The following is a 13,469-nucleotide window of genomic DNA, read 5'->3' as shown; positions in this document are numbered from 1 at the left end:
AAGTCCGGACGCTTTGAACGGGGTAGATTTAAGCAATGTTTATTTAGTTTTAGATCACGACTTGTCAAAGCCGTTAGCAAAGAACGGAGTTAACCTAACACTAACACCAGATGATAATGGTTTGAATTTTGAAGCAACAGTAGACACATCAGTTTCATATGTTAGCGATGTCTATAATTTGATTCAGCAAGGTGTTGTTAATTCAATGAGTTTTGCTTTCACTGTTCCAGATAACGGTGATTCATGGATTGAAGATGAAAGTGGAAATATTGTTAGAACCATTAATCAAATTGACCAACTTTTTGAAATTTCAATCGTAACAATTCCAGCCTACAATTCAACAGATGTAGAAGTGGCAACTAGAAGTTACGAAAATTTTATTGCAGAAAATAACAAACAAGACAACTCAAAATCAAAAGGAGAAAAACGAAACATGACAGAAAAAACTATTATTAAACCAGAAAACGAAGAAACTAAGGCTCAAAAAGAAGTTCGGAATTTTGAGGAATATATCAAGTCACATGGTGAAAAACGTGATTTAGCAACGACAGACGCAAACGGCAAGGCAATTGTCCCTCAACAATTGGTAACACCATTGTTCACGCCCGCAAAAGGTGATTACAATTTGGCTCAATACGTCACTGTTAAAAAAGTCATGAGTTCACAAGGGACTTATCCAGTTGCTACAAATTCAAATGCAATTTTGCAGACCAAAGCAGAAAATGCGCAAGTAGCAGAAGCAGACGTAAACATTAAGTCTGTTCAATTCAACACCCCCGAAAGAATGGGTCGTGTGTTGGTTTCGAACGAGCTCTTGAATGATAATTCGGTTGATTTAGCTAGTGAAGTTCAAGATCAATTAGGCGACCTTGTTCAGAACACGACCAATAAGCTAATCATGGACGTTGTCAATACTGCAACCGTTCAAAAGGTCGCTTCACTTGATGATATTAAGAATGCTAAAAACAAACTTAATCCATGGCTTAAGAATAAGATTGTTCTTTTGAATACTGATTCATTCGCTCACTTGGACGTTCTCAAAGACAATGAAGGTAAATATCTGATTCAACCAAACGTACAAGACGGCTTTGCAGGCACTCTGTTCGGTATTCCGGTTGTTGTCCTTGATAACACATTGCTTCCAACACCTTCAACAGGTTTACCAATTATTATTGGTGATTTGAGTGAGGCGGTTGTTCTCTTTGAACGTGAACAAGTTTCAGCAACCTACCAGCAATTTGACTCGTGGTCAACAGGTATTCTTGCCGGTGTTCGTGAAGACGCAAAACCAATTAATTTGGACGGTAATTTAGTAAACATGGTTCTTACTTCCACTCCAGGCAAGTAATCATGAAATGAAGACGGTCAGTGAACCGCCTTTTTATACATATAATTTAATTTGAAAGAAGGTTCATAAATGGCAGAGAAAACAGACACGACACCAACGACACAATTAGACACGTTAAAGAATTCATTGAGAATTCCGATCAGTATTAAAGATGATGACGCCCTATTACAAAGCTATATTGACGGAGCCACCGAGTATCTAGCAAGTACATTGAACGAGGAAGATAAAGAGACAAAACTTAATAGCTCACGAGCAAAAGTTGTTATCAATGCAATAGCTGAACTCATGTACCAGAACCGTGGCAATGATACCGTAACGAAAGATTTTCCGTATAGCTTGCGTTGCGTGATCAATCAGTTAAAATATAGTTATTGATTATATGTTGTTTTGCATGCGTAAAAACGTCACTCTTAATTGAATGACGTTTTTTTGTTGACAATTGTTAGAGCAATAGTTTTTACCTTATAAGGTACACGATATGCGATATGCGGTATACGTCATACGATATACGTGTTACAATGTTGGTGTAATAAAAAAAGACCCATGTGAATGGGGATTCACGTGGGTCTGATATACAGCCGTTTTGAGAACGGTTGGACTTTCGACTAAAAACTTAAATTAAAACACAACTAAGTTCTCGCCGCTCGACCAAAAGTTTGGAGAACTTTTTTTGTGTCTTACTCTTTATTTTGGGTGAGTGCAATGATTGCCACTACTACACCAAATACCGTAGCCGTCATTGTAATGGTACCAATGACCAGCATAGCAATACTCACGGAGAATACCTCAAAATTAAGATTTTTCACACTTTGACATAATTATCAGATCCTTTCGATTAGGGTTTTTGACCCGTTCTCAAAGGCGAAATACATGCCAACCGTTCTCGCAACTTCTGTACTCAAACATTATAACATCTTTAATTGCATATCAAAAAGCACTACTCATTAGTTTGGGTGGTGTTTTTTTGTTGGCTAATAAAATTTAGATTTTATGATGTAATAAGCACTCGGCTGAAAATTCAGCGGTGATAATCTCGTGGCCGAAAACTCGGCCGCCAAATAAACGCATTCTCGTGCATTGTTTGTTTATACGAGTGAATAATTCATTAGTATTCAGATTAAGTCAAGAAGCATTCCCGAAATAATTCAGAATAATGATATAATTCTATTGAGGTGATTAAGATGAATTCAGAATTATTCACGATGTCTCAAATTTCACGCAAGTTAAACGTTAGCAAGAGTAGCGTATATCGAAGTATAAGTAAGCTAAATTTAAGAGAAACCAGCACTAGAGGAAAAGCAAAACTATATAATCAAGAAGCATTCCAGAAAATTCAAAAAGACTTATCAGATTTGAACAGTAAACAGTTCATCAACAATTCAAAGAACAATTCGGAATTAATTCAAGAATTAAAAACGGAAGTTGAACGTTGGAAAAATGAAACTGATAAAAGAAATGAACAAATAGACAAGCTCACACAATTATTAGATCAGTCGCAACGTCTACAATTAGATGTGCAAAATAAATTGAAAAAGTTAGAAAGCAACACCGTACAAAGCCGTGAGAACGATTCTAAGGGCGATAGCAATGATTCAGATACAAATACAAACAAACAAAACGAAAAGCCCTCTAAAGAGACGAGAGAGAGCTTTTGGAAACGGTTATTTAGATAGGTTGTCAATATTTTTTAGGTAGTATATAATAAGGTCAATTAAATACGAGTACGAAAAAAAGGCGTTGATTATAGAAGTTTATGACAGGACTTCTACAACCAGCTAACAAGTGACCGTACCACTTGAAGCCTTTTAGCGCCAATTTTTATTAATATATTTTGAAAGAGGTTTCGGAAATGCGTTTCCTACTTCCTTAAGTATATGAAAATAATTGGATTAATGCAAGAGTGATACATAATTGCAAAGTTAAAAGGGGTTCAAGTTAAATAACTTGTTACCCTTTTTTCTTACTCCTAATAAAGGGAGATATGCAATTATGAAGCAATTTATTAAAGTAAGTGAAGATTATTTTGAAGATGAAAATTTAAAAGGCTGCGAGATTTTATTAATGTCCATGCTTGAAGATCGTATGGAGAGTTCTATTCAACGACCAGAATTTTTTGATAAGAAAATGGGCGACCATTTTGTCATTTATACTCGCGCAGAACTATCTAAGAAGTTAGGTCTGAATTTAGGAACCGTTACAAATATGTTTAAGAAATTAGTTAACAAAGGTTATTTAGTTATCAAGCACCAATTCAATGGAGCAAGTAAACTATTCCTACCAAAATTCAATTATGAAACCAATAACGACAACGTAAGTTCAAATTTTGAACTCCCGAAAAGTGAAAATTTCATTTCTAATCATAGAACTAAATTAAATAAACAAATAACATATAATACAAATGATACGTGTTCACAGACTAATTCTCCAAAAGATTCCAATATCACTCAAAAGCCAGATCAAAACAAAGTTATCCGACAAGCTGAATTAGACGTGATTGCTAACAGTCTAGTGACGAAGGTTCATTTACCAAAGCAAGCCGTTAGCGTCATGAAGACCTTCTCTTTTGGTGATCCAAAAAAACTATATGCCTATGCCGGTTTATTGTTTAAAGCTAAGTCAGCAGTCAGTAAACAAGCCAGGAGCATTCAGAATGCCCAGGAAGCCCTATCATTTGAATTAAACACGGATTACCAAGAAACCCTAGACACGGATTTGAAACGGATTATTGTTTCAGCTAACAAGAAGACTTCTCGACCAGAAGGCTATATGATGACTTCGCTCATGGATATGTTTCAGAATAAAGTTAATGATTATTGTATTCGTGATATTGAAAGCGTTCTTTAAGAACGTCACCGAAACACTTAATTGTAACTAATGAAATTAATGCTTTTTAGTGATTACATTAGGGTAGACCTAAGTTAAACAAAATTAGCTGGAAAGGAAAATATATGTTTTTTTCAATATTTTTAGGATTAGTTTTGTTATCAGTTGAGATAATCTTAATTGCATTTCTAGCTTCATTAATTCATGCTAATTTAAAGCCATAAGAGACGTTCTAAGACGTTTTAGAATAACTTGAATATAAATATACGTGAGTGAGATAGAACGGCTTAAACGAGCTTAGAATACATGCTCTAAAAAATCATTGGAGATAATATAGTATTTACCATAATTAGCGTTATCCTTATTTATAAGGAGAGTGTTAATTATGAAAAAAATAATTTTGATGAGCGTCGGGTTAAGTGCGTTGTTGTTAAGCAGTCCAATTCTTGCCAAGTCTAATCACGTTAGTTTGAAGGTAAATCCAATTACAGGTAATCAAACGAGTGTTAATGGTGAAACTACTAAATTAGCAACTATTAAGGTTTTACATAATAAGACTTTATTAGGTAAGGGTACAGCCTCTAAAAGGGGTGCTTTTAAAATAACCCTTAAAGTACCAATTAAAAATGGTTGGAAGTATACGATTCAAGCTACAAAACGGGGCTTTGCAGCTAAAAAATACACTGTTACGGCTTTATACGCCTCTACAAAAACAGATCAAGCTCAAAGTAATAATTATCAAGATGAAATTCACGACTTGCAGAATACGATTGTAAGTTTGCAATCGCAATTAAATGATTTAAAAAATAAGCCACAACAAGCAACTACAACAGATCAAGCTCAAAGTAATAATTATCAAAATGAAATTCATGACTTGCAGAATACAATTGTAAGTTTACAATCGCAATTAAATGATTTAAAAAATAAGCCACAACAAGCAACTACTACGATTATTAATGGCGATAGCGGTACAGAAGATGGTTCAGACTCCTATGATAAGAACAAAGATTATTGGTCGGGTACAAGCCAAAATATGTATGTAGATGATGGATCGGTAATGCTTTATACTGACGGAAATTCCGGAAGCGACTCAGTAGATAGAGTTTTTGGCAAGACGGATAAAATACATACGATTAAGACGTGGGTAAATAACTCAGTTGAGGGACTGTATCCAGTTGAATATAATGGGCAAAAGCTATTTGTTGATAAGGGCGATGTGACTAAACTTGATGCAGACAACAGTAGTAATCAATTGTATTACAAGGACGGCAGTTACTTTGCTAATTATTCACCAGAAAAATCTAATGTAAAGACATTTAACGGTTTGTATTGGAATGAATACACGCCAACAGGAATATATTATTGGAAGTTTCGTGATGGAAGCTGGCACGATGATTCAAATGATAGTAATCCTGCTCCAACTGCCAATCAGAAAAAGATTAAAGAGTTACAAGATCAAATTCAAACTATAGATAAACAAAGATCGGCAATAAATCAAAATATGGCACAAGTTGAAACATCTATAAACAAAAGTGATCCTAATGAAAATGAGGATATTCCATCATCAGAAAAGTTGGATGAATATAATACTGGCGAAAGCATAGATCAACTAAAAGAAAGCTTGTCTTATCGGACCAATGATTTAGCTACTGATACCGAAAAATTAAATAAACTTAATTCAAGTGATGATGATTATTATGTAGTTACTAGTAAAATAAAACAGGACAATGAGTGGATTGAAAGAATTAATAAAGAAATCAGTGATTATAATTCTATGACTAAAACGATTGCTGGTTTTGGTGGTCAAGCTGGTTATTTAAAAAAAGCTCAAGAATATCTAGATCAATATAATGCCTTGAAGAGTAAATTAAGCGATTTAACAAAACAAAGCAATGATTTAAATAATCAAATTAATTCTTTGGAGGCACAAATTGATACATTAGAGAATCAGCAAGATTAATAATAGAATAGCTTAAATTCACTGTGATCGTTAGATCATGGTGCTTTTTTATTTTATAAGCAAAATAATTAGTTTGTGATCATTATTGGCCTGATATTAATATGAGTTAGATAGTCATAATTTAGAGAAAGAAAGAACCAAAGAGTAGAGAGGGTAGAGAGTACCTAAATTCACTCACTACGTTCGTTCATTAAGGTACTCTATTTTTAAATAAATTAATTATTACTTTTTAAGTTGTTATTTTTTGAATTATTATTTTTAAATTGATAATTGAATGATTGACTTTCGAACGTAGTGAGAATCGAAAAAAATTGATTTTTATTTTTTGAGATATTTGGTAATCTTTTGACTTGACGGTTCTAAGTTTTTTATTTTAGTTATGAACGTAGTAAGTGAATTAGTAAAATAGACAGGGTGGCGCTCAGTCGTCGTGCTGGCTGTACAGTGGCAAAAAGTGTCAACTACGAATAAACGTTGATATAACAGCATTCTCAAAATTAACACCCGGCTTATGATGACCTCGTAAAAAGTTGTCAACTATGAATTTCTTTTATAAAAAATAAAAATAGGTTCTCTAAAGCATTGATACCATTGAGATACAGAGAACTTCGTTTCAAAAAGAAGAGACACATTAGCTTGTGTCAATTTAAAAGCAACATTATTATCAAGATACAAATATTGAAAGGAAGAATATTTTGAATAATTTAGAAAAGTTTGTCAATAATTATTGTTTTAAATCAGATGACAAATTAATTTCAAAAACACATCTGTTTAACTTGTACAAAAAAGTTGAATCACAGCCTGTTAAATTTGTAGACTTCAAAAAATATTGTGATGGAATTTTTGAACAATATTCGGGAGCTTGTTATGCAAGAAAGGATTATCAAAAAAGAAATTCTCACAATGTGTATAGGTGCTATTTCAAGAATGACAAATGTGAAATGTTTGATTCTAAGAAAAGAGATCACGAGGAATATATGAATAAAAAAAACGATACTAGAGTTGTCGAAGGTTTTATTTATGGATTTACTGGAAAATCAGGAATAAAGTTGTGTGATAAAAATGGTGAGAATTTAGGAAAATTTTATTTTGATACTCACAAAGTTAATTCAAATTTGATGAGATCACAACATCGTGGACTGAAAGTCATAATCGCTTATAAAAGGGTTCAAGGCAAGAAGAAAGTTTTGAACAGTATTACAAACTGTAAGTTAATCTTACCGAAAGACGATGAAAAAAATACTCATTACGTTACTGCTGGAATGGCTAGTTATGTAGACGAGAATATTATTCAATTCAATGATTATGTGAGTGCTGAAAACCGGAAAAGTAATGAAATTTTGAATGAAATGATTGAATTATAAACGTAAAAGAGTAACAACAATGCCCCTTAATTTGGGGTGTTGATACGTAAAAAAAATAAATTTTGGTGAAAGTGGGGTTATTTTGCTGAATATTCCACCAAAAAAGCCAATTTTTTGACTTATTATATAAGGTATTAAATTATTTTTAAAAGTTTTACAAGCAGTTTTTCCCACTTTTTAGGTGCTTTTTGAGCATAAGAGACACATTTTTATCTTAGATGAGAAGGGTTAAAATATATTTTCCCAACCTTCCCTATTTTTTAAAAATAACATGGCTTAAATGGGGTCTTTTAGCTTTATATGAGAGATATTAAATTATTTAGTAAAAAGTTTTACGTGCACTTTTGGGCAGATTTAGGGTGTTTTTTACCTATAATCGACACACTTTTCCCTTTAGTGTAAGATAATAAAATATTTTTAAATTAATGTGTCCATATCTCCTTTAAAATGTATCAATATTTAAGATGATTTGGGCTAGTTTCACCTTATATGTAAGATGATAAATTAATTTTAAATAATGACACCATTTTAAACAATACAATAGGCTTTTAGAATGTTTTTTTTAAATATTGGTGGCGAAAAACCCTTAAGTGAGTACAATACATAGAGCGTGTCGAAAGACAAAAATTAAACGTTCTAAATTTATTACTTTAAAAAATTCTTTTTTTTCTTTTGAAAATGGAGGCAGTAAATGGTTGCGTGTTTTTGGTTTACGGTTCGCTGTAGGGGACGAGAAATGCACCTTACCTTGGATTATAGTTAATCCTAAATTATGCAAAACTATTTTTGGCTTTGATTTCAAACATAGGACAAAGGCGGAAAACTTTGTCCTTATACATAACGGTTATGATAACGCCGATATGTTAGTGAGCCGTTACGTTGACACCAGAAAGTCTCTTATCACCTCTTTCTTCGGTGTTACGTTTTTCGAGTTTCGCTTTTCAAATTTCTTTTTTCGGTGAGTGCAAAAACTCACCCTTCCGCTACATACTCACCAAGTGAGATGTTTCCACAACTTCTTTGGGTTTACCTTTCTTATATTATAATAATTACCTTTCTTGTAAAGTCTTGTTTATCAAGGCTTTTTTATATACATATATTTTTAAAAAAATAAACAATAAATAAATAAAATAAAAGGAGTGATAATAATGGAGTTCAAAACAAACGAACAACTTATGTTGTATAGGTGGCATGTGCGTTTCGGAACGAACAAGAAAGCACTAGCCAATATGATCGGAATTTCAAATACAACAGTTAATAATGTCATGAGTGGCAAACCGTTCGGGTTCGAGACTAAATATAAGATTGATGAGTTCTTAAAAGATAACGATGATATGGTGGCGTTCTTAAAATGAAAGCAAACTTAAATGAAATGAGATACGTTGGCGTTCTTAATAAACTCCAGCAAACACAAGGTGAATATGGAAGCTTTGATACCAAGCTAACACCGTTGCTTACTTTCAGGTTCGGCTATTATCACATGTCGTTTACGGTCAACGTTGAAGCTCGTGTTATCGACCAACTAGTGAATACTATCACTATTTTCACACGGCACAACTCTCTTTTTATTAGCAACCCTAGTCTCTCGATCACGATTGATAATGTTTCTTACAGTATTCAGTCCGTTATTCCAGACTTTGATATGAACGGCTTAGACACAATCACTTTGAAAAAAGTAGGCGCTTAACATGATTATGCACGAGTGTTCACACGTTGGTTGTACGGAATTAATTCCGTTTAACGTGAGGTATTGTGAGAAGCATAAGAAGCAGAAAGCCCATGAAGTTATACAGTCACATAAAAGGAACGACAAGTTTTGGGGATTCTATCAAAGTCAACAATGGCGAAAGACGAGAAATGCTTACATGGACGGTCACCCGTGGTGTGAAGAATGTTTGAGGAATGGTCGTCACAAACTTGCGACAAGTGTCGATCATATCAAGCCACTTAAATTATGTGATGAAAATGAACAATTAAGTTTTGATAATCTACAATCATTATGTCCCAGTTGTCATAATTATAAGACTAGGCAAGAACAAAAGAGTTATATAAATAAGTAGAGATAGCTATATGCGCACGAAAAAAAAGCCACCAGACACCCCACAATCAATGAGGGGGGCACGGTGACCATGTCGATTTATACACGCTTGACTTCAAAAAAATTTTTTTGCTCGTTTTTTAGTTTTTTTATTATTTATTATGGAAATATAAGAATTTTCTATATTTTTTAAGATTAATTTCTGTATTTCCAACTACATATTATATCACATTTTCACAGAAAGAAGGTAATTAAAATCGTGAAAAAATTAGATACAAGAAATCATATTTCTAAGATCGAAAAAGGTGACAGGGAGCAAGCTAAACAGCTTCTAAAAGATCAACAAACAGAATTAACGCCAGCTTCATTTTTAGATAGGCATGAAAAGAATGTTTTCAAAAAACTAGTTAGTGTAATTGATTTAGACGCCACCCCCCTATCGGGCGTAGATAGTTATCAACTATCTTTACTGGTTCTACAGATGAATTATATTGCCTTATCGGCACAAAATATCAAAGAAAAAGGCTTAATTATCGGCAAAGTTAAAAACCCTTCAATTGCAATTATGAACCAAGCGATCAAAAACTCAAATAGCTTAATCAGTGAGTTGGGACTTTCGTACAATAAGCGAGTGAATAGCCTGTTAGACAAAATTCAGAACGGATCAAATGAAGTTGATCCAATAGCCGAGATGTTGGAAAATGACTGATTACGTTCTTAATTATTGTAACGATATTTTATCAGGAAAAATTATCGCTTGTAAGAAACAAAAACAAGCCTGCCAGCGTGAACTGGACGACCGTAAACGTTCTGAAAATGATGATTTCCCTTATTATTTTGACTTAAAAGAAGCTAACAAAAGTATCAAATTTATTTCTTTAATTCCAAAAACAGACGGCACGAAGCTAGAAATGGCAGGCTTCCAAAAATTTATTGTCGGAAGTTTAGCGGCTTGGCGCAGAAAAGATAATCATTATCGAAGATTTAAAGACGCTTATATATCTATGGCTAGAAAATCAGGCAAAACATACATCGCCAGTGCGTTAGCAATTCAAGCGTTACTACTCGAAAGAGTGCCCAGGAAGAATAGGCAAGTGTTGTTTGTCTCGAACGCTTTGAAGCAAGCAAAATTAGGTTATAACATGATGAGTTCTGAAATCAGACAACTTCAAAGAGAAAGTCCGTTTTTGAGACGTGCGATAGATGTTAAAAAGAAACAAATTACTAAATTAGATGATGATAGTTTTGCAATTGCCGTTGCTGGGAAACCGGAAACATTAGACGGCTTCTCTTCTTCAGGCATGGCTTTGATTGATGAATATTGGATGCAGAAAGATGATTCAGTATTGAACTCAATTAAAAGCGGTCAAATTAAAGAGCCTAACAGCCTATGCGCTATCTGTTCAACGACAGGTAAGTTTCAGCATGGAGCAATGAAAAAGCTATACGATCACTATACAGACGTTCTAAACGGCAAGCACGAAGAAGATACAACCTTCATTGCCATTTGGGAGCTAGATAATCCGAAAGAAGTTACTGATTCAAATAATTGGATTAAGGCTAACCCACTATTAATCAACAAAGAAGTTTCGGACGTCCTGAAACCTAAATTACAAGCAGATTTAGACAGCGCATTGCAAACAAAAGATACTTCAAATTTCATTATTAAGAATATGAATTGTTGGCTTAATGCTAGTGACGATAGTTTCATTTCTGATTCAGACTGGCAGAATGCAATTGTTAAACCAAAGCCAGATATTTCAGGCTCAAAAGCCTATATCGGATTAGATTTGTCAGCAACCAATGACCTTACTTCAATTAGTTGGTTGTGTCAGCTAAACAGTGGCAAATGGTTTGCAGATTCATATTCTTTCGTGTCAACGAAAACAGATATTGTTACGAAGATGAAAGCGGACGGCATTAATTACGAAGCGTTGGAAAAAGCCGGTGAGTGCGAACTCTCAAAACTTGATTCGGGGTTGGTTGATTATGATTTGGTTTATCAATTCATAATTGATTTAATCGAAAAAAATAATTTAGATATTCAAGAAGTTTGTTATGACCCGTGGCAAGGTTCAGCAATTATCTCACGACTTGAAAAGCATGGTGATATTCCATTATTTGAAGTCACTCAAAACGAAAAGATGCTATCAGAACCAACCAAGGCATTCAGAGAAGCGATTATAAACAAAAATATTGTTGTCGCTGATAATCATTTATTAAGATATGCGGTACAGAACGCAGTTCTACACTACAACAACACAGGCGCTATCAGAGTTGATAAACTAAGAAACAACCAAAAAATTGATCCAATTGCTGCAATGATTGACGCTTATACATTGCTACATTTGAAAGAAGTCGAGGTAAACAATGAAAAGAGTAATGAATATTATGAAAATTTCAGCTTTTAATAAGGTAGCACTTCAAACTTATTTTTTCATCCTGGGTTTGGTGCTTTTTAATTTAGGTATTTTTTTATCAAGTCTGAATTTTGGACTAATCACATCAGGCTTAACGCTAGTATTACTAGCAGTAATTATAAATATTGAGAAGAAAGGAGGAAAATAATGGGACTTTTAATCAACGGTACGGACACAAGTCCGCAACCAGACAGTTCAGACGCTTTTTTGGACGCCTTGGTAAGCTTGTCGGGAGATTCAGACTTTTATGCAGGCAAGTCAGTTTTAAGAAATCCAGATGTATACAGTGCGGTATCAACTATTAGTAATACGGTTGCTTCATGTCCGTTTATCAGTAGTACACCACTAATTTCAAAGATGTTGAATAATCCGAGTGTAAGCAATTTGAGAAGTGGCTTCAATTTTTGGAGTTCGGTATTAACTAATCTATTAATCAATGGTAATTCATTCGCTTTGATTGAAAACGGTGGTCATGCTTTGAAATTTGTTGGAGGAAATCAAATGACCGTCACCTATGACACTTCCACGGGACAAGTTAGCTATCGTTATCAAGCCGATCCTTCAACGAGTGCGCAGAATGTGCCTGTATCACAAGTTCTACACTTTAAAATTCTAAGTTTAGACAGTATTGCAGGAATTTCACCTTTGTACGCTTTGCGAGATAGTTTGGAATTACAGTCTATCGGAACTCAAACATTGAAGGACGTATTCCAGAGTGGCATCCATGGAATGATATCAGTAAGCAAGTCCGATTTATCAGATTCCGCAAAAGAAAATCTAAGACAAAACTTTCAGAAGATTGCTTCATCAGGCGTTGGCGTGAGTGATGATTCAATTAAATTTGAACAGATTAGTGTTGATGAAGGACTTTTGAAGGCGATTCAGACCAATAATTTAGCTTCCGAAAAAGTTGCTTCCGTTTTCGGCTTGCCCAGTGAATTTTTAGGGGTTGAGAACGCACATAGTTCAGTAAGCCAATCGCTCAAAACTATGTTTTTGAACAGCTTAACACCATATTTTGAAGCTATTCAATCAGAACTTAATAATAAGTTGCCAGGCTATGAGATCGAACAAGATCGTTCTAATATCTTACCAGCTTCATTTAGTGACCGAGCTAAGACGCTTGTCAGTCTGATTCAGAACGGCGTCATGATGCCGGCAGAAGCAAGACAGACGCTTAATATTGACACTGATAAAGACAAGGACAACAAAGCACTCAACCGATTTTATGGTTCGCTCAACTTTAGCCAGTTGGAAAATTTGAGTGAAAACGATTATGACCGTGCGAACGCTTCAAAGTATTCAAACGATAATACGGATTCAAATAATACAGATAAAGAACAGGGGGGAAAACAATGACAAAGATTCAAAATAACGAGAAACTTATTTTAAAAGCTACTAATTTACGTGCTTTAGATCAAGATGATAAAGACAACGATCAAAGTAAAACAATTAGTGGCACTGCAATTAGTTTTAATTCTCAAAGCAAAGATTTAGGTGGATTTACAGAAATTGT

General features: G+C 34.1%; 12 protein-coding genes. All 12 read left to right on the top strand.

Annotation, left to right across the window (positions count from 1 at the left end; translation table 11 throughout):
• Positions 1 to 1,348, top strand: a 1,348-nt coding sequence (locus LKE01_RS10685; protein WP_146979238.1) for a phage major capsid protein, incomplete at its 5' end; no start/stop codon positions are given.
• A 69-nt stretch (positions 1,349 to 1,417) separates the two neighbouring features.
• Positions 1,418 to 1,723 carry a head-tail connector protein gene (locus LKE01_RS10680; protein ID WP_054769570.1) on the top strand — a complete coding sequence of 102 codons (306 nt, stop codon included), beginning with the start codon at positions 1,418 to 1,420 and terminating at the stop codon, positions 1,721 to 1,723.
• An 806-nt stretch (positions 1,724 to 2,529) separates the two neighbouring features.
• Positions 2,530 to 3,021 (top strand): hypothetical protein, encoded by a 492-nt coding sequence (locus LKE01_RS10675; protein WP_054769571.1) that lies wholly within the window; start codon positions 2,530 to 2,532, stop codon positions 3,019 to 3,021.
• 316 nt (positions 3,022 to 3,337) lie between these two features.
• Positions 3,338 to 4,192: a replication initiator protein A gene (locus tag LKE01_RS10670; protein WP_056981672.1), complete on the top strand. Its 855-nt coding sequence runs from the start codon at positions 3,338 to 3,340 to the stop codon at positions 4,190 to 4,192.
• A gap of 364 nt (positions 4,193 to 4,556) precedes the next feature.
• Positions 4,557 to 6,131, top strand: coding sequence for an Ig-like domain-containing protein (locus tag LKE01_RS10665; protein WP_057961354.1), 1,575 nt, complete (start codon positions 4,557 to 4,559; stop codon positions 6,129 to 6,131).
• A gap of 695 nt (positions 6,132 to 6,826) precedes the next feature.
• Positions 6,827 to 7,495 carry a hypothetical protein gene (locus LKE01_RS10660; protein WP_056981687.1) on the top strand — a complete coding sequence of 223 codons (669 nt, stop codon included), beginning with the start codon at positions 6,827 to 6,829 and terminating at the stop codon, positions 7,493 to 7,495.
• A gap of 1,148 nt (positions 7,496 to 8,643) precedes the next feature.
• Positions 8,644 to 8,850, top strand: coding sequence for a hypothetical protein (locus LKE01_RS10655; RefSeq protein ID WP_054769575.1), 207 nt, complete (start codon positions 8,644 to 8,646; stop codon positions 8,848 to 8,850).
• Positions 8,847 to 9,182: a hypothetical protein gene (locus tag LKE01_RS10650; protein WP_054769576.1), complete on the top strand. Its 336-nt coding sequence runs from the start codon at positions 8,847 to 8,849 to the stop codon at positions 9,180 to 9,182. Before LKE01_RS10655 ends, LKE01_RS10650 begins: the two co-directional genes overlap by 4 nt.
• A gap of 1 nt (position 9,183) precedes the next feature.
• Positions 9,184 to 9,555: an HNH endonuclease gene (locus tag LKE01_RS12430; protein WP_056981685.1), complete on the top strand. Its 372-nt coding sequence runs from the start codon at positions 9,184 to 9,186 to the stop codon at positions 9,553 to 9,555.
• 237 nt (positions 9,556 to 9,792) lie between these two features.
• Positions 9,793 to 10,242, top strand: coding sequence for a P27 family phage terminase small subunit (locus LKE01_RS10640; RefSeq protein WP_056981684.1), 450 nt, complete (start codon positions 9,793 to 9,795; stop codon positions 10,240 to 10,242).
• On the top strand, positions 10,235 to 11,944 hold the full coding sequence (locus LKE01_RS10635; RefSeq protein WP_056981680.1) for a terminase large subunit: 1,710 nt from the start codon (positions 10,235 to 10,237) through the stop codon (positions 11,942 to 11,944). Before LKE01_RS10640 ends, LKE01_RS10635 begins: the two co-directional genes overlap by 8 nt.
• A 156-nt stretch (positions 11,945 to 12,100) precedes the next feature.
• The gene (locus tag LKE01_RS10630; protein ID WP_056981676.1) at positions 12,101 to 13,312 is read left to right on the top strand and encodes a phage portal protein; all 1,212 of its coding nucleotides are present in this window, start codon (positions 12,101 to 12,103) and stop codon (positions 13,310 to 13,312) included.
• The last annotated feature ends 157 nt before the right edge of the window (positions 13,313 to 13,469 follow it).

Origin of the sequence: Lentilactobacillus kefiri (genome assembly GCF_007989105.1) — a bacterium.
In the GTDB taxonomy this organism is placed as follows: Bacteria; Bacillota; Bacilli; order Lactobacillales; family Lactobacillaceae; genus Lentilactobacillus; species Lentilactobacillus kefiri.
Note: the sequence above shows the minus strand (reverse complement) of the source record. Positions and strands in the feature narration are given on the sequence as shown.